This window comes from Streptomyces sp. NPDC048481 (assembly GCF_043200075.1).
Taxonomy (GTDB): Bacteria; Actinomycetota; Actinomycetes; order Streptomycetales; family Streptomycetaceae; genus Streptomyces.
This window is the reverse complement of the sequence record NZ_JBICXC010000007.1, coordinates 126869-143605: the sequence shown is the minus strand read 5'-3', so window position 1 is coordinate 143605 and position 16737 is coordinate 126869. Positions and strand designations below refer to the sequence as shown.

Here is a 16737-nt window from a genome sequence, read left to right as displayed (position 1 = left end):
CCCGGGGGAGTCATTTCCCCCGGGGCCCGTCGTCCTTCCCCGGGGCGCCGCCCGCGACCTCGCCCTCCCGTGCGAACACCTGGATCAGCCACGACGAGAACGAGCCGGTGACCGCGCCCAGCAGCGCCAGCCCGCAGGCCATCAGCCCGACCGCGAGCAGCCGGCCCCCGGTCGTCACGGGAACGACGTCGCCGTACCCCACCGTGGTGAGCGTCGCCGCCGCCCACCACAGCGCATCCCCGAACGTGTGGATGTCGGCGCCCGGGGCGTCGCGTTCCCGGTCGTAGACGGCCAGCGCGCACGCGAAGCCGAGGAGCAGCGTCGTGATCCCCGAGTAGGTGATCACGCGCGCGTACAGCGCCAGCCGGGGTTCCCCGCGCCGGCGCTGCACGGCCTCGTACACCCGGACCACGCGCAGCGGGCGCAGCAGGGGCAGCAGCACGACCACCGTGTCCAGCTTGTGCCTGCGGACGAAGCCCAGCCGCCGTCCGCTGAGCCGCCAGCGCACGACGTAGTCGACGCCGAACAGCAGCCACGTGGCGGCCAGCATCCCGGTGCAGGCGTCCCGCCACCCCGCCCCCAGATCCTGGGCCAGGACCAGCACGGCGTACATGGCGAGGAACACCAGCGAGGCGACCGCGAGGGGGATCTCGGTGCGCTGCTCCCAGCGGACCCGAGGGCTGACTTCGTCCATCGGGCCAGCTTCGCCCGGCCGCCGTTCACGCGAACCCCGGCGACACGCCGCGAACGGGCGAAGCCATATGCTGACTGGCATGACGAGTGAGCCGGAGCAGCAGATCGGAGTGGGGACGCAGGACTCGTTCCAGCGCCTGTGGACGCCCCACCGGATGGCCTACATCCAGGGTGAGAACAAGCCGACCGGCCCCGGGGCCGACGACGGCTGCCCGTTCTGCTCGATCCCGGCGAAGTCGGACGAGGACGGCCTGGTCGTCCGGCGCGGTGAGCACGTGTACGCGGTGCTCAACCTGTACCCGTACAACGGCGGCCACCTGATGACCGTGCCCTACCGGCACGTGGCCGACTACACCGACCTGACCGTCCCGGAGACCGCCGAGCTCGCCGAGCTGACCAAGCAGGCGATGACCGCGCTGCGCACCGCGTCCGGCGCGCACGGCTTCAACATCGGCATGAACCAGGGCGGCGTGGCGGGGGCCGGCATCGCCGCCCACCTGCACCAGCACATCGTGCCCCGCTGGGGCGGCGACACGAACTTCATGCCGGTGGTGGGACACACGCGCGTGCTGCCCCAACTCCTCGCCGACACCCGCAAGATGCTCGCGGACGCCTGGCCGGGGACCACCAGCCCGTCCGGCGCTTGAGGACGAGGCCGTTCAGGCCGAAGCGGGGGCCTGGGGGCGGCAGCCCCCGGCACCGGTCACGACGACCGACGGCACCACACCACACCGCACCCCCGGGGTGAGCCCCCCGACCCACCGCCGGAGGCTCACGCGTCGTAGGTGTCCGCCTTGCGGGGCGAGACCTCCTGCACCGCGCCGCTCAGGGCCGACGAGCGGGAGCTGAACTTCTCGATGTCCACGTCGTGCTCCCTGAGCACCTTGAGCGCCGCGGAGTGCACCACGCGCAGTACGGGGGTGGCCGCCCGCAGCGCGTCGTCGGCCATGAAGCGGTGGCGCCAGGGCTGGTCGGCCCAGGCGTGCCGCAGACCGAACGGCTCGGGCAGGGTGATGCCGCCGCCGAGCCACTTCAGCAGCGGCGGATACCAGCTGATCGTGGCGCGCGCGGCCAGCCGGACCACCTCGTCGGCGGTGACCAGCGGCAGCTTGACCGTCCGCGTCTCCCAGAACCGCACGCTCTTGGCGACCTCCTTGACGGGGGCCTCGGGCTTGGTGGTGAACAAACCGTTGACGGGCCCCAGGGCGTGCCCGGTCACCTCGATGCGCAGCGTCTCGTGCAGCACCGTCACCGTGATCAGCATGGTGAGGATCAACTGGCCGTCCCACAGCGGCCACTGGACGCCCAGGTAGTGCCGGTCGCCGCCGCCGAACTGCTGGTTGTTGCAGATGTCCTCTATGGCCTTCGGCTTGACCTGGTACGCCTCGACGTCCGTGCCCTCGGGCCGGGCGACCGCCTTGGCGTTCTCGCCCACCGGCGTCACGATCCAGTGCCGGACCGAGGGCGGCGGGAAGCCGCCGGTCTTCAGGCTCTGCCGGTTGAGCACGCTGAGCTGGTCGTGGATGGCCCGTATCACCGTCCAGCTGCGGAACTCGTGGACGCCCTTGTTCGGGTCGGTGGGCACCAGTTCCTCGGCGAGGTGCCAGGCGCCCCAGCGGGTGCCCATGCCGAGTATGCCCTTGGGGCCGGCGTAGAAGACCGAGTTGGACTGCTGCTCGGCGCTCAGCCGGGCCAGTGACTGGCGCAGCTGCTCGGCGGCGGTCTGGTTCGGGCTGGTCGGCACCGCCTCGGGGACCTTGGCGCCGACGCTGCCGCCCGACAGCAGGCTGCCCCAGCGCTCGCGCAGATCCACGGCCGTCCGCTCGCAGATCCGCTTGGCGAGGAACCACCCGGCCACCGGCGCCACGACGCAACCGCGCGCGTACCAGCCGACGACGCCCGCGAACGGCATTTTGACCAGGAAGAGGACGGCGAGCGCGCCCACGGCGACGAGCAGCCCGGTGCCGACGCCGGAGATCCGCTTGTCGTCCAGCCTGCCCATGGTCGCCCGGAGCTGGAAGACCAGCAGCCACACCAGCAGCCCGGGCAGGAAGAGCACGCCGCACAGCAGCATGACGCCGGTGAGCTTCTTGTCGCGTTCGCGGCGGATGCGGGTGGCCGCCAGGCAGTGCTCGACGACCGCCTGGGGCTCGCTGCCGAAGGACTGGATGAGCGGTTTGCGGCCGACGCCGAGCATGCGGTCGATCACCGCCTGCGAGAACGCCTCCCCGAGGTTGGGCCGGAAGATCCTGGCCCACTTGCGGCCCGTGCCGACCGCCGTCTGGTGCCATTCGTTGTCGGCCTTCTTGATCTCCTCCACCGGGCTGTCCCGGTAGGCGGCCGAGGCCAGCCCGAGCGTCGGCGTCTGCCCGCCGTCGCCCATCTGCGGCACCTGTGGTCCGAAGATGTCCGCGTAACCGCTGCCAACGGTCATTCCCGCCCCCGATCGCCGCCGCACTCGCCCTTGCGGCCTTCCCGACTTGCCTACTCCGCACACCTGTTGATCAGGTCATCAGCGTATCCGCAGGCGCCGACATCCGTCGGCGGACGGCCGAAGCCGCCCGCCGGACCGGAAGCAACCGTTCCATCGCGGTGCCGCACCGGTCACTTGAGGGCGGTCCCTCATCAAAAGCGGTCCGTTCTAGGCCTGTTGCCGCACTTTCTCGGCAACCTGCGGGGGCATCGGCTCGTGACGGGCGTACGCCCGGTGGAAGCGCGCCGTGCCGTGCGACAGCGAGCGCAGGTCGACCGCGTACCGGCCGACCTCGATCTCGGGCACCTCGGCCCGCACCAGGGTGCGGCTGCCGCTGGTCTGCTCGGTGCCCAGCACCCGTCCGCGCCGTCCGGACAGATCGCTCATCACGGCGCCCACGTAGTCGTCGCCGACCAGGACCGACACCTCGGCCACCGGCTCCAGCAGGTGGATCCTGGCGTCTGCCGCGGCCTCCCGCAGCGCCAGCGCGCCGGCCGTCTGGAACGCGGCGTCGGAGGAGTCCACCGAGTGCGCCTTGCCGTCCAGCAGCGTGATCCGGACGTCCACCAGCGGGTGCCCGGCCACCACGCCCTTCGCCGCCTGCGCGCGGACGCCCTTCTCGACCGACGGGATGAACTGGCGCGGCACCGCGCCGCCCACGACCTTGTCCACGAACTCGATGCCCGAGCCGCCCGGCAGGGGCTCCACCTCGATCTCGCAGACCGCGTACTGGCCGTGCCCGCCGGACTGCTTCACGTGCCGTCCCCGTCCCGTGGACGGTGCCGCGAACGTCTCCCGCAGGGACACCTTGTGCGGGACGACGTCGACCTGGACGCCGTACCGGGAGCGCAGCCGCTCCAGGGCGACGTCCGAGTGGGCCTCGCCCAGGCACCACAGGACCACCTGGTGGGTGTGCTGGTTCTGTTCGAGACGCATCGTCGGATCCTCGGCGACCAGGCGGGCGAGGCCCTGTGAGAGCTTGTCCTCGTCGGCCTTGCTGTGCGCCTGGATGGCCAGCGGCAGCAGCGGGTCGGGCATCTGCCAGGGCTCCATGAGCAGCGGGTCGTCCTTGGCGGAGAGGGTGTCGCCGGTCTCCGCTCGGCCCAGTTTCGCCACGCACGCGAGATCGCCCGCGATGCAGTGCGTCAGCGTCCGCTGCTGCTTGCCGAACGGCGCGGACAGGGCGCCCACGCGTTCGTCGACGTCATGGTCCTCGTGGCCGCGGTCGGCCAGGCCGTGCCCGGAGACGTGGACGGTCGTGTCGGGGCGCAGCGTGCCGGAGAAGACGCGCACGAGCGAGACCCGGCCGACGTACGGGTCGGAGGAGGTCTTCACGACCTCCGCGACGAGGGGGCCGTCCGGATCGCAGCGCTTCAGCTCGCGCGGCTCGCCGCCGACGGTCGTCACGCGGGGCGCCTCCCGCTCCAGGGGCGTCGGGAAGCCCCTGGTCACCAGTTCCAGCAGTTCGACCGTGCCGAGGCCCTGGCGGGCGCCCTCGGCGGCGGGGGCGGCGGCCAGGACGGGGAAGAACGTGCCGCGCGCGACGGCCCGCTCCAGGTCCTCGACGAGCGTGCCCACGTCGATCTGCTCGCCGCCGAGATAGCGGTCCATGAGGGTTTCGTCCTCGCTCTCGGCGATGATCCCCTCGATCAGCCGGTTGCGGGCCTCCTCGAGGTCCGGCAGCTGGTCCGCGCCGGGTTCCGACTCCTTGCGTTCGCCCGTCGAGTAGTCGAACAGCTTCCGCGACAGCAGCCCGGTCAGTCCGGTCACCGGCGCATGGCCGTCGGGTCCCGCGGGGCCGCGCAGCGGCAGGTACAGGGGCAGCACGGCGTCCGGGTCGTCGCCGCCGAAGGCCTCCGCGCAGATCCGGGTCATCTCCTCGAAGTCCGCGCGGGCGGCCTCCAGATGCGTGACGACGATCGCGCGGGGCATGCCGACGGCCGCGCACTCCTCCCACACCATGCGGGTCGAGCCGTCCACGCCGTCCGCCGCCGAGACCACGAAGAGGGCCGCGTCCGCGGCGCGCAGACCGGCCCTGAGCTCCCCGACGAAGTCGGCGTATCCGGGGGTGTCGAGGAGGTTGATCTTGATGCCGTCCCATTCGACGGGCACCAGGGAGAGCTGTACCGAGCGCTGCTGCCGGTGCTCGATGTCGTCGTAGTCGGAGACGGTGCCGCCGTCCTCCACGCGGCCCGCCCGGTTCACCGCTCCCGTCGTGAGCGCGAGAGCCTCCACCAACGTCGTCTTGCCCGATCCGCAGTGGCCGACCAGCACCACGTTCCGCACGGACGCGGGACGGTCGGCCGCTGTGGCCCTGCCGGCGGCTCCGGGGTGTGCGTTCGCCTTGTCGCCCATTTCCTTGCCTCCCGTACACGGTGAGGTCACTGGGGGCGCGGGCACCACGGCCCCGCGTGCGGTGGCGGCTGCGGCGACGCCCGCGGTCCTTCGAGCTTTCCACTCCCGTCACCGCGCGTCCATACGACGGACATGACCCGCCCGTGCGGCGGACCGTGCCGACACGACGGACACACGGGGGGCCGGGTGCCCGACCGTCGCACACACGCGCGCGTGGCTACGATGGGCCAGCCGGTGGCCAGCAGGGGCCGCGCGGCCACACCGAACCCTCGGGAAGGCCATGCTGAACAAGTACGCGCGTGCATTCTTCACGCGTGTCCTCACACCGTTCGCCGCGTTTCTCATCCGCAGGGGCGTGAGCCCCGACACGGTCACGCTCCTCGGCACCGCCGGCGTGATCGCGGGCGCGCTGGTCTTCTATCCCAGAGGGGAGTTCTTCTGGGGCACGATCGTGATCACGCTCTTCGTGTTCTCCGACCTCGTCGACGGCAACATGGCGCGCCAGCTGGGCCGCACCAGCCGCTGGGGCGCCTTCCTGGACTCCACGCTCGACCGGGTCGCCGACGGCGCGATCTTCGGCGGCTTCGCGCTCTGGTACGCGGGCAACGGCGACGACAACGTCCTGTGCGCCGTCTCGATCTTCTGCCTGGCCAGCGGTCAGGTGGTGTCGTACACCAAGGCGCGCGGCGAGTCGATCGGCCTGCCGGTCGCGGTGAACGGGCTCGTGGAGCGGGCGGAGCGCCTGGTCATCTCCCTGGTCGCGGCCGGCCTCGCCGGCCTGCACGGCTTCGGCGTGCCGGGCATCCAGGTGCTGCTGCCGATCGCCCTGTGGATCGTCGCCGTCGGCAGCATGGTCACGCTGATCCAGCGCGTCGTCACGGTCCGCCGCGAGTCCGCGGAGGCGGAGGCCGAGGCAGAGGCCGAGGCGGCCGCGGCCGAGGCCCGGGAGGCGGGGGGCCACCAGGCCCGGGGGAGCGAGGCCGCGAAGTGAGCGCCCGGGAGCGCCTGGCCGACGCGATGTACGGCGTCGGCTGGAGCACCGTCAAGAAGCTTCCCGAGCCCGTCGCCGTACGGCTCGGCCGCACCGTCGCCGACCTCGCGTGGAAGCGGCGCGGCAAGGGCGTGCGGCGGCTGGAGAGCAACTACGCGCGCGTGGTGCCGGACGCGAGCCCCGAGCGCCTGGCCGAGCTCTCGCGCGCCGGGATGCGCTCCTACCTGCGGTACTGGATGGAGTCCTTCCGGCTGCCGGCCTGGAGCTCCGCGCGCGTGCGAAGCGGCTTCGCCCCCAAGGGCCTGCACCATCTGACGGACGGCATCGCCTCCGGCCGGGGCGTCATACTCGCCCTGCCGCACATGGCGAACTGGGACCTGGCCGGCGCCTGGGTCACCACCGAGCTGAAGACGCCGTTCACCACGGTCGCCGAGCGCCTGAAGCCCGAGACGCTGTACGACCGGTTCGTGGCCTACCGGGAGGGCCTGGGCATGGAGGTGCTGCCGCACACCGGCGGCGCCGCTTTCGGCACCCTGGCCCGGCGGCTGCGGGAGGGCGGCCTGGTCTGCCTGGTCGCCGAGCGCGACCTGTCGGCCTCGGGCGTCGAGGTCGACTTCTTCGGGGAACGGACGCGGATGCCGGCGGGCCCCGCGCTGCTCGCCCAGCAGACCGGCGCGCTCCTGCTCCCCGTCACCCTCTGGTACGACGACTCGCCCGTCATGCAGGGCCGCGTGCACCCCCCGATCGAGACGCCCGGGTCAGGCACCCGGGCCGAGAAGACGTCCCTCATGACACAGGCGCTGGCGGACGCCTTCGCCACCGGCATCGCCGACCACCCGGAGGACTGGCACATGCTCCAGCGCTTGTGGCTCGCGGACCTGGAACCCCGCCCCTCGGACGGGGACCCGGCGTGAGGATCGGCATCGTCTGCCCCTACTCGTGGGACGTGCCCGGCGGCGTCCAGTTCCACATCCGCGACCTCGCGGAGTACTTCATCCGGCTCGGCCACGAGGTGTCCGTCCTGGCCCCCGCCGACGACGACACCCCGCTGCCCCCGTACGTGGTCTCGGCCGGCCGCGCCGTGCCGGTGCCCTACAACGGCTCGGTGGCCCGCCTCAACTTCGGCTTCCTGTCCGCCGCGCGCGTGCGGCGCTGGCTGCACGACGGCGCGTTCGACGTCGTCCACATCCACGAGCCGACCTCACCGTCCCTGGGCCTGCTCACCTGCTGGGCCGCGTCGGGCCCGATCGTGGCCACCTTCCACACGTCCAACCCGCGCTCGCGCGCCATGATCGCCGCCTACTCGATCCTCCAGGCGGCCCTGGAGAAGATCAGTGCGCGGATCGCCGTCAGCGAGTACGCCCGGCGCACACTGGTGGAGCACCTCGGCGGGGACGCGGTCGTCATCCCCAACGGCGTCGACGTCGACTTCTTCGCCAGGGCCGAGCCCAATCCCGCCTGGCAGGGCGAGACCCTCGGCTTCGTCGGCCGCATCGACGAGCCCCGCAAGGGCCTGCCCGTGCTGATGAAGGCGCTGCCGCGGATCTTCGCCGAACGGCCGGACGCCCGGCTGCTGGTCGCCGGCCGCGGCGACGAGAAGGAGGCGGTGGCCGGCCTGCCCCGCGAGCTTCGCGCGCGCGTGGAGTTCCTCGGCATGGTCAGCGACGAGGACAAGGCGCGATTCCTGCGCAGCGTCGACGTCTACGTCGCGCCCAACACCGGCGGCGAGAGCTTCGGCATCATCCTCGTCGAGGCCATGTCGGCGGGCGCCCCGGTGCTCGCCTCCGACCTCGACGCCTTCGCCCAGGTGCTCGACCAGGGCGCGGCGGGCGAGCTGTTCGCCAACGAGGACGCGGACGCCCTGGCCGGGGCGGCGGTGCGCCTGCTGGGCGACCCCGCCCGCCGGGCCGAACTGCGCGAGCGGGGCAGCGCGCACGTACGGCGTTTCGACTGGTCGACCGTCGGCGCCGACATCCTCTCGGTGTACGAGACCGTCACGGGCGGCGCGGCGGCGGTCGCGGCCGAGGACGACCGCGGGCCGACGGGCCTGCGCTCCCGCCTCGGCCTGGCACGGGACTGACGACCCGGCGCCGAGCGTGAGGGCCCCGGTTCCCGTCCCCCGCGAGGCGTACATGAGCCGGGCACGCGCGCGGGGGGCGCACGGGTAGCCTTGCCGCCCGTGACCGCAACCCTGATCTGGATCCTGGTCGTCCTCCTGGCGATCGGCCTCTACCTGAGCTGGACCGCGGGACGGCTGGACCGGCTGCACGCGCGCATCGACGCGGCCCGCGCGGCCCTGGACGCGCAACTGCTGCGCCGTGCCTCGGTGGCGCAGGAGCTGGCCACCTCCCAGGTGCTCGACCCCGCGGCTTCGATCGTCCTGTACGAGGCCGCGCACGCCGCCCGGCAGGCCGAGGAGGAGCAGCGGGAGGTCGCCGAGAGCGAGCTGAGCCAGGCCCTGCGGGCCGTCTTCGCGGACGCCCAGCAGCTGGAGGGCGTCCGCGTGGCGCCCGGGGGAGAGGCCGCGGCCCGCGAGCTCGCCGAGGCGGTCCGCCGGGTGCCCATGGCCCGCCGCTTCCACAACGACGCCGTGGGCGCCGCCCGCAGGCTGCGCGAACACCGCAAGGTCCGCTGGTTCCGGCTGGCCGGCCACGCCCCGTTCCCGCTGGCCTTCGAGATGGACGACGAGGCGCCGGCCGCCCTGCTGGACCGGGCGACCTGACGAAAAGGATCCACCGGCTGTTCATTGGCCCTTGCTGTGGCCTGGCCCGTTCGCGTTTCCTCAGTGCTGCACAAATCCTCTTTTAAACGAGTGAGGTCCCCCCGTGTCCAGCACGATCTCCGAAAACCAGACCCCCGAGACCGGCACCGCGCGCGTGAAGCGCGGCATGGCCGAGCAGCTCAAGGGCGGCGTGATCATGGACGTCGTCACGCCGGAGCAGGCGAAGATCGCCGAGGACGCGGGCGCCGTCGCCGTCATGGCCCTGGAGCGGGTCCCGGCCGACATCCGCAAGGACGGCGGCGTGGCCCGGATGTCCGACCCCGACATGATCGAGGGCATCATCGAGGCCGTCTCGATCCCGGTCATGGCCAAGTCCCGCATCGGCCACTTCGTCGAGGCCCAGGTGCTCCAGTCGCTCGGCGTCGACTACATCGACGAGTCCGAGGTCCTCACCCCGGCCGACGAGGTCAACCACAGCGACAAGTTCGCGTTCACGACGCCGTTCGTCTGCGGCGCCACCAACCTGGGCGAGGCCCTGCGCCGCATCGCCGAGGGCGCCGCCATGATCCGCTCCAAGGGCGAGGCCGGCACCGGCAACGTCGTCGAGGCCGTCCGCCACCTGCGTCAGATCAAGAACGAGATCGCCCGGCTGCGCGGCTTCGACAACAACGAGCTGTACGCCGCCGCCAAGGACCTGCGCGCCCCCTACGAGCTGGTCAAGGAGGTCGCCGAGCTGGGCAAGCTCCCCGTCGTGCTGTTCTCCGCGGGCGGTGTCGCCACCCCGGCCGACGCCGCGCTCATGCGCCAGCTCGGCGCCGAGGGCGTCTTCGTCGGCTCCGGCATCTTCAAGTCCGGCGACCCGGCCAAGCGCGCCGCCGCCATCGTGAAGGCCACCACCTTCTACGACGACCCGAAGATCATCGCGGACGCGTCCCGCAACCTCGGCGAGGCCATGGTCGGCATCAACTGCGACACCCTCCCCGAGGCCGAGCGCTACGCCAACCGCGGCTGGTAACGAGCCCATGAGCAGCGAAACCCCCGTCGTGGGCGTCCTGGCCCTCCAGGGCGACGTCCGGGAGCACCTCGTCGCCCTGGCCGCGGCCGACGCCGTGGCCAGGCCGGTGCGGCGCCCCGAGGAACTGGCGGAGGTCGACGGCCTCGTCCTGCCCGGCGGCGAGTCCACGACCATCTCCAAACTGGCCGTCCTGTTCGGCGTGATGGACCCGCTGCGCGCGCGTGTGCGCGACGGGATGCCGGTCTACGGCACCTGCGCGGGCCTGATCCTGCTCGCCGACAAGATCCTCGACCCGCGCTCGGGCCAGGAGACGGTCGGCGGCATCGACATGATCGTGCGCCGCAACGCCTTCGGACGGCAGAACGAGTCCTTCGAGGCGGCGGTGGACGTCAAGGGCGTCGCCGGCGCCCCCGTCGACGGCGTGTTCATCCGCGCCCCCTGGGTGGAGTCCGTCGGCGCCGCGGCCGAGGTGCTCGCCGAGCACGACGGCCACATCGTCGCGGTCCGTCAGGGGAACGCGCTCGCCACGTCGTTCCACCCGGAACTGACGGGCGACCACCGCGTGCACGCCCTGTTCGTCGACATGGTGCGCGCGAAGCGGGCGGCCGACTCCTTGTAGGATTCGGGGGTCCCCCAGGCTCTCGACGTCAGGGGGGTTCGGACGAGACGGGTTACGCGAAGGAGACAGGCAGATGTCCGGCCACTCTAAATGGGCTACGACGAAGCACAAGAAGGCCGTGATCGACGCCAAGCGCGGCAAGCTCTTCGCGAAGCTGATCAAGAACATCGAGGTCGCGGCGCGCATGGGCGGCGTGGACCTGGACGGCAACCCCACGCTGTACGACGCCGTGCAGAAGGCCAAGAAGTCGTCGGTTCCGAACAAGAACATCGACTCCGCGATCAAGCGCGGCGGCGGCCTCGAAGCCGGTGGCGCCGACTACGAGACGATCATGTACGAGGGCTACGGCCCCAACGGCGTGGCCGTCCTCATCGAGTGCCTCACGGACAACCGCAACCGCGCCGCCTCCGACGTGCGCGTCGCCATGACCCGCAACGGGGGCTCCATGGCCGACCCGGGCTCCGTCTCCTACCTCTTCAACCGCAAGGGCGTCGTCATCGTCCCCAAGGGCGAGCTGAGCGAGGACGACGTGCTGGGCGCGGTGCTCGACGCGGGCGCCGAGGAGGTCAACGACCTCGGCGACTCGTTCGAGGTGCTCAGCGAGGCCACCGACCTGGTCGCCGTCCGCACGGCCCTCCAGGACGCCGGCATCGACTACGACTCCGCCGACGCCAACTTCGTCCCGACCATGCAGGTCGAGCTGGACGAGGACGGCGCGCGGAAGATCTTCAAGCTCATCGACGCGCTGGAGGACAGCGACGACGTGCAGAACGTCTTCGCCAACTTCGACGTGAGTGACGAGGTCATGGAGAAGGTCGACGCGTAAGGCCGCGAACCGAGCGGATCCGTCGGGCCGGTGGGACACGTCCCACCGGCCCGACGTCGTTGTCGGTGGCGGCGGATAGCCTGACGACGTCGAAGACCGGCCGGGCGATCAGACGCCGGCGGGTGACGTTGCGAAGGCCGGTCGGCGGCCACGAGGAGGGGTGCGTGCGGGTACTGGGTGTGGACCCCGGACTGACCCGGTGCGGCGTCGGCGTCGTCGAGGGCGTCGCGGGCCGGCCGCTCACCATGATCGGCGTGGGCGTCGTCCGCACGCCCGCCGACGCCGAGTTGGGGCAGCGGCTGGTCGCCGTGGAGCAGGGCATCGAGCGCTGGCTCGACGAGCACCGGCCCGAATACGTCGCCGTGGAGCGGGTGTTCAGCCAGCACAACGTGCGCACCGTCATGGGCACCGCCCAGGCCAGCGCCGTCGCGATGCTGTGCGCCGCCCGCCGCGGCATCCCCGTCGCCCTGCACACCCCCAGTGAGGTCAAGGCCGCCGTCACCGGCAGCGGCCGCGCCGACAAGGCCCAGGTCGGCGTGATGGTCACCCGCCTGCTCCGGCTCGACGCGCCCCCCAAGCCGGCCGACGCCGCCGACGCCCTCGCACTCGCCATCTGCCACATCTGGCGCGCCCCCGCGCAGAACCGACTCCAGCAGGCCGCCGCCCTGCACGCGGCCAGGTCCCCGATCACATCGAAAGGCCGTACGGCATGATCGCCTTCGTCAGCGGCACCGTCGCCGCGCTCGCCCCCGACTCCGCGGTGGTCGAGGTGGGCGGCGTGGGCATGGCTCTTCAGTGCACCCCGAACACGCTGTCCACGCTCCGCCTCGGCCGCCCGGCCAAGCTCGCCACCTCCCTCGTCGTACGGGAGGACTCGCTGACCCTGTACGGCTTCGTGGACGACGACGAACGCCAGGTCTTCGAGCTGCTCCAGACCGCGAGCGGCGTCGGCCCCCGGCTCGCCCAGGCCATGCTGGCCGTGCACGCCCCCGACGCGCTGCGCCGGGCCGTGGCCACCGGCGACGAGAAGGCGCTGATCGCGGTCCCCGGCATCGGCAAGAAGGGCGCCCAGAAGCTGCTGCTCGAACTCAAGGACAGGCTGGGCGAACCGGTCGGCGCCCCCGTGGTCGGCGCACCCGTCACCAGCGGCTGGCGCGACCAGCTGCACGCCGCCCTGATCGGCCTCGGCTACGCGACCCGCGAGGCCGACGAGGCCGTCGTCGCCGTGACCCCGCAGGCCGAGGCCGCCGACGGCGCGCCCCAGGTGGGCGCGCTGCTCAAGGCCGCACTGCAGACCCTGAACCGCGCCCGCTAGGAGAACGTCAGTGAACTGGGACGACACGAGCGACGAGACCGCCCCCGAGCGGCTCGCCGGCCCCGCCGCGGACCGACTGGTGGGCTCTGTCGCCGACGGGGAGGACCAGGCGGTCGAGGCCGCCCTGCGCCCCAAGGACCTGGGCGAGTTCATCGGCCAGGAGAAGGTCCGCGAACAGCTCGACCTCGTGCTGCGGGCCGCACGCGCGCGCGGAGCGACCGCCGACCACGTGCTGCTCTCCGGCGCGCCCGGCCTGGGCAAGACCACCCTCTCGATGATCATCGCCGCCGAGATGGGCGCCCCGATCCGCATCACCAGCGGTCCCGCCATCCAGCACGCGGGCGACCTCGCGGCGATCCTGTCCTCCCTCCAGGAGGGCGAGGTCCTCTTCCTCGACGAGATCCACCGCATGTCCCGGCCCGCCGAGGAGATGCTCTACATGGCGATGGAGGACTTCCGCGTCGACGTCATCGTCGGCAAGGGGCCCGGCGCCACCGCCATCCCCCTCGAACTGCCCCCCTTCACGCTGGTCGGCGCCACCACGCGCGCGGGCCTGCTGCCGCCCCCGCTGCGCGACCGGTTCGGCTTCACCGCCCACATGGAGTTCTACGAGCCCGGCGAACTCCAGCGCGTGATCCACCGCTCGGCCGACCTGCTCGACGTGGAGATCGATCCGGCCGGCGCCGCCGAGATCGCCGGCCGCTCCCGCGGCACCCCGCGGATCGCCAACCGTCTGCTGCGCCGTGTGCGCGACTACGCGCAGGTCAAGGCCGACGGAAAGGTCACCCGTGAGATCGCCGCGGCGGCCCTCAAGGTCTACGAGGTCGACGAGCGCGGCCTCGACCGCCTGGACCGCGCTGTCCTGGAGGCCCTGCTGAAGCTGTTCGCCGGCGGCCCGGTCGGCCTGTCCACCCTGGCCGTGGCGGTGGGGGAGGAGCGCGAGACCGTCGAGGAGGTCGCCGAGCCGTTCCTCGTCAGGGAGGGTCTCCTCGCCCGCACCCCGCGCGGAAGGGTCGCCACCCCGGCGGCCTGGACGCATCTCGGCCTCACGCCGACGCGGCCCCAGGCCCTGGGCGGCGGACAACCGGACCTCTTCGGCGCCTGACGGAAGGGGGTCGCGGCCGGGGCTTTGGCCGGGGAAGGAACCCAGGTGCCATGCTGAGCGTTGTTCCCTGCGCGCGGACTCGCTTAGACTCCGCCGATGCCGCCCCTGTCGGCAGCACACAACCCCCATCCATCAGGCCGCTCAAGCGTCGCGGTCGTTTGAAGGAAGTTCCGACCCGTGAGTCCTGTGACCCTCCTCCCGTTCATCGTGCTCATCGGGGCCATGTTCCTGATGACCCGGTCGGCCAAGAAGAAGCAGCAGCAAGCGGCCGCCATGCGCAACGACCTGCAGCCCGGCAGTGGTGTCCGCACCATCGGGGGCATGTACGCGACGGTCAAGGAGGTCAATGACGACACCATCCTCCTCGATGCGGGGCCGGGCGTGGAGCTGCTCTTCGCGAAGAACGCGATCGGCGCCGTCCTGACCGACGACGAGTACAACCGCATCGTCCACGGCGTCGAGCACGACCTGAAGTCCGACACCGACATCGTCCCCGACGACGCCTCCTCCCTCACCGAGTCCGCCGACACCGACGACTCCGCCGACGAAGCTGCCGCCGCCTCCGACGAGAAGGTTGTCGACCTCGGCAAGAAGGACGGACCCGACGACGTCCGGGAGAAGGCCGCCGAAGCCGACCAGGCCGATGCGGGCGAACAGCCGAAGAAGACCGACGGCGACTCCGACGCGCAGAAGTAGCCACGTTCCCGGTGGGCACGGGTCACACCCGTGCGCGCCGGGCGCGCGCATCTCGCCAGGGGATCCCGACACCATGTCATGGCCGCCGCCGCGCTGACCCGGCGCGAGGCGGCCCGAGAGGGAGTACGAGAAGGTGGCAGCACCTAAGAAGGGCCGGAGCGCGAGTGCCCAGAGCAAACCATGGCGCTCGCTGGCCCTGATCCTGATCGCCATCGTGGGGCTCACCGGAGGCATGTTCGCCTCCGGTCACACCACTCCGCGTCTCGGCATCGACCTTGCCGGCGGTACCAGCATCACGCTGGAGGCGAAGGCCGATCAGGGATCCGCGATCAACAAGGCCAACATGGACACCGCGGTCGACATCATGAACCGCCGTGTCAACGGGCTGGGCGTCTCCGAGGCGGAGGTGCAGACCCAGGGAAACCGCAACATCATCGTCAACATCCCCAAGGGCACCAACTCCGAGGAAGCCCAGCAGCAGGTGGGCACCACCGCCAAGCTGTACTTCCGCCCGGTCCTGGCCCAGCAGGCCACGGGTCCCGCCGCCACCCCCTCGCCGAGCACCTCCGCGAGCGGCGGCGCGAGCGCCTCGCCGAGCACGTCCGCGAGCCCTTCGGCGAGCGCCTCCGCCACCGGTGAGAAGGCGACCTCCTCGACGTCCCCGTCGGCCTCGGCCACCTCGCAGGGCCGTGCCGTCACCGACGGCCTGAAGGCCGACGGCACCCCCTCGGCCTCCGCGAGCGCCAAGGCCGGCTCCTCCCCGAGCCCGTCCGCCAAGCCGTCCGGCGGCGCCTCCACCGGCGCGGACGCCGCGCTCCAGGCCAAGTTCGCGGCCCTGGACTGCTCCGACAAGGCCGCGCGCACCAAGGCCGGCGAGGGCGTCAAGCCCGACGTCCCGACCGTGGCCTGCGGTGAGGTCGACAAGGTCTGGTACAAGTACCTCCTCGGCCCGGCGGCCGTCGACGGCACCGACGTCAAGAAGGCCCAGGCCGTCTTCGACACCCAGGGTGCGGCCGGCTGGCAGGTCAACATGAACTTCACCGGCAAGGGCTCCAAGAAGTTCGCCACGATCACGGGTCAGCTCGCGCAGAACCAGCAGCCGCAGAACGAGTTCGCCATCGTGCTCGACGGCGACGTCGTCTCCAGCCCGTACGTACAGAACGCGATCACCGGCGGCCAGGCCCAGATCTCCGGCAGCTTCAAGCAGGAGGAGGCCCAGAGCCTCGCCAACATGCTGTCGTACGGCGCGCTCCCGCTGTCCTTCCAGACGCAGAGCGTCACCACCGTGACCGCGGCCCTCGGCGGCGACCAGCTGCACGCCGGTCTCCTCGCGGGCGCCATCGGCCTCGCCCTGGTCGTCCTGTACCTGGTGGTCTACTACCGGGGTCTGTCGCTCATCGCGATGGCCTCGCTGCTGGTCTCCGCCGCCCTCACCTACGTGCTCATGGCGCTGCTCGGCCCGGCCATCGGCTTCGCGCTGAACCTGCCGGCGGTCTGCGGCGCCATCGTCGCCATCGGCATCACGGCGGACTCGTTCATCGTGTACTTCGAACGGGTCCGGGACGAGATCCGCGAGGGCCGCACCCTGCGCCCGGCCGTCGAACGCGCCTGGCCGCGCGCCCGGCGCACCATCCTGGTCTCCGACTTCGTGTCGTTCCTCGCCGCCGCCGTGCTGTTCGTCGTCACCGTCGGCAAGGTCCAGGGCTTCGCGTTCACGCTGGGTCTGACCACCGTCCTCGACGTGGTCGTGGTCTTCTTCTTCACCAAGCCGCTGATGACGCTCATCGCCCGGCGGAAGTTCTTCGCGAGCGGACACAAGTGGTCCGGCCTCGACCCGAAGGGGCTGGGCGCCAAACCGCCGATCCGCCGCACCCGCCGTCCCTCCGGTCCCGGCGCCGGCCCCGTCGAGACGAAGGAGGCCTGAGCG

Annotated in this window: 15 protein-coding genes and 1 pseudogene; 13 read left to right on the top strand and 3 right to left on the bottom strand. The window is 72.0% G+C overall.

Annotated features, from left to right (window positions below; all coding sequences use genetic code 11):
* Nucleotides 1-10 precede the first annotated feature (10 nt).
* Nucleotides 11-694, bottom strand: a complete 684-nt coding sequence (locus ACGFSH_RS22035) for a potassium channel family protein (protein ID WP_393351110.1) — start codon at nucleotides 692-694, stop codon at nucleotides 11-13.
* A 67-nt stretch (nucleotides 695-761) separates the two neighbouring features.
* Between ACGFSH_RS22035 and ACGFSH_RS22030 the strand changes: the two genes are divergently transcribed.
* Nucleotides 762-1340 carry an HIT family protein gene (locus tag ACGFSH_RS22030; RefSeq protein ID WP_393351107.1) on the top strand — a complete coding sequence of 193 codons (579 nt, stop codon included), beginning with the start codon at nucleotides 762-764 and terminating at the stop codon, nucleotides 1338-1340.
* A gap of 125 nt (nucleotides 1341-1465) precedes the next feature.
* Here ACGFSH_RS22030 and ACGFSH_RS22025 read toward each other — a convergent pair whose 3' ends face one another.
* The gene (locus ACGFSH_RS22025) at nucleotides 1466-3127 is read right to left on the bottom strand and encodes a hypothetical protein (RefSeq protein ID WP_393351105.1); all 1662 of its coding nucleotides are present in this window, start codon (nucleotides 3125-3127) and stop codon (nucleotides 1466-1468) included.
* 207 nt (nucleotides 3128-3334) lie between these two features.
* The gene (locus ACGFSH_RS22020) at nucleotides 3335-5521 is read right to left on the bottom strand and encodes an elongation factor G-like protein EF-G2 (protein WP_393351103.1); all 2187 of its coding nucleotides are present in this window, start codon (nucleotides 5519-5521) and stop codon (nucleotides 3335-3337) included.
* 222 nt (nucleotides 5522-5743) lie between these two features.
* Between ACGFSH_RS22020 and pgsA the strand changes: the two are divergent.
* The 12 genes and pseudogenes from pgsA (at nucleotide 5744) to secD (ending at nucleotide 16734) form a co-directional block, all read left to right on the top strand.
* Nucleotides 5744-6512: pseudogene (pgsA, locus tag ACGFSH_RS22015) on the top strand (phosphatidylinositol phosphate synthase).
* A complete protein-coding gene (locus tag ACGFSH_RS22010; RefSeq protein ID WP_393351102.1) occupies nucleotides 6509-7426 on the top strand; it encodes a phosphatidylinositol mannoside acyltransferase in 918 nt (305 codons plus the stop codon). Before pgsA ends, ACGFSH_RS22010 begins: the two are co-directional and overlap by 4 nt.
* Nucleotides 7423-8592 carry a glycosyltransferase family 4 protein gene (locus tag ACGFSH_RS22005; protein ID WP_393351100.1) on the top strand — a complete coding sequence of 390 codons (1170 nt, stop codon included), beginning with the start codon at nucleotides 7423-7425 and terminating at the stop codon, nucleotides 8590-8592. The genes ACGFSH_RS22010 and ACGFSH_RS22005 overlap by 4 nt, the downstream gene beginning before the upstream one ends.
* Nucleotides 8593-8691: 99 nt before the next feature.
* Nucleotides 8692-9234 carry a hypothetical protein gene (locus ACGFSH_RS22000; protein ID WP_393351098.1) on the top strand — a complete coding sequence of 181 codons (543 nt, stop codon included), beginning with the start codon at nucleotides 8692-8694 and terminating at the stop codon, nucleotides 9232-9234.
* A gap of 103 nt (nucleotides 9235-9337) precedes the next feature.
* Nucleotides 9338-10249 (top strand): pyridoxal 5'-phosphate synthase lyase subunit PdxS, encoded by a 912-nt coding sequence (gene pdxS / locus ACGFSH_RS21995; protein WP_069771884.1) that lies wholly within the window; start codon nucleotides 9338-9340, stop codon nucleotides 10247-10249.
* Nucleotides 10250-10256: 7 nt separating this feature from the next.
* On the top strand, nucleotides 10257-10868 hold the full coding sequence (gene pdxT / locus ACGFSH_RS21990; RefSeq protein ID WP_329407949.1) for a pyridoxal 5'-phosphate synthase glutaminase subunit PdxT: 612 nt from the start codon (nucleotides 10257-10259) through the stop codon (nucleotides 10866-10868).
* A gap of 73 nt (nucleotides 10869-10941) precedes the next feature.
* Nucleotides 10942-11694 carry a YebC/PmpR family DNA-binding transcriptional regulator gene (locus tag ACGFSH_RS21985; protein WP_393351096.1) on the top strand — a complete coding sequence of 251 codons (753 nt, stop codon included), beginning with the start codon at nucleotides 10942-10944 and terminating at the stop codon, nucleotides 11692-11694.
* 164 nt (nucleotides 11695-11858) lie between these two features.
* On the top strand, nucleotides 11859-12407 hold the full coding sequence (gene ruvC / locus ACGFSH_RS21980; protein WP_393351094.1) for a crossover junction endodeoxyribonuclease RuvC: 549 nt from the start codon (nucleotides 11859-11861) through the stop codon (nucleotides 12405-12407).
* Nucleotides 12404-13009 carry a Holliday junction branch migration protein RuvA gene (ruvA, locus tag ACGFSH_RS21975; protein ID WP_393351092.1) on the top strand — a complete coding sequence of 202 codons (606 nt, stop codon included), beginning with the start codon at nucleotides 12404-12406 and terminating at the stop codon, nucleotides 13007-13009. The genes ruvC and ruvA overlap by 4 nt, the downstream gene beginning before the upstream one ends.
* A gap of 10 nt (nucleotides 13010-13019) precedes the next feature.
* Nucleotides 13020-14114, top strand: a complete 1095-nt coding sequence (ruvB, locus tag ACGFSH_RS21970) for a Holliday junction branch migration DNA helicase RuvB (RefSeq protein ID WP_393351090.1) — start codon at nucleotides 13020-13022, stop codon at nucleotides 14112-14114.
* Between the two features lie 177 nt (nucleotides 14115-14291).
* Nucleotides 14292-14810: a preprotein translocase subunit YajC gene (gene yajC / locus ACGFSH_RS21965; RefSeq protein ID WP_393351088.1), complete on the top strand. Its 519-nt coding sequence runs from the start codon at nucleotides 14292-14294 to the stop codon at nucleotides 14808-14810.
* Nucleotides 14811-14943: 133 nt separating this feature from the next.
* Complete coding sequence (gene secD / locus ACGFSH_RS21960) at nucleotides 14944-16734, top strand: protein translocase subunit SecD (RefSeq protein ID WP_393351086.1); 1791 nt, start codon at nucleotides 14944-14946, stop codon at nucleotides 16732-16734.
* Nucleotides 16735-16737 lie beyond the last annotated feature (3 nt).

What these genes read in the sequence shown, in the direction of transcription:
- ACGFSH_RS22020 (WP_393351103.1), bottom strand. Translation starts at nt 5,521, where the DNA reads ATGGGCGACAAGGCGAACGCACACCCCGGAGCCGCCGGCAGGGCCACA.
- ACGFSH_RS21985 (WP_393351096.1), top strand. Translation starts at nt 10,942, where the DNA reads ATGTCCGGCCACTCTAAATGGGCTACGACGAAGCACAAGAAGGCCGTG.
- ACGFSH_RS22025 (WP_393351105.1), bottom strand. Translation starts at nt 3,127, where the DNA reads ATGACCGTTGGCAGCGGTTACGCGGACATCTTCGGACCACAGGTGCCG.
- ACGFSH_RS22030 (WP_393351107.1), top strand. Translation starts at nt 762, where the DNA reads ATGCTGACTGGCATGACGAGTGAGCCGGAGCAGCAGATCGGAGTGGGG.
- pdxT (WP_329407949.1), top strand. Translation starts at nt 10,257, where the DNA reads ATGAGCAGCGAAACCCCCGTCGTGGGCGTCCTGGCCCTCCAGGGCGAC.
- ACGFSH_RS22035 (WP_393351110.1), bottom strand. Translation starts at nt 694, where the DNA reads ATGGACGAAGTCAGCCCTCGGGTCCGCTGGGAGCAGCGCACCGAGATC.
- ruvA (WP_393351092.1), top strand. Translation starts at nt 12,404, where the DNA reads ATGATCGCCTTCGTCAGCGGCACCGTCGCCGCGCTCGCCCCCGACTCC.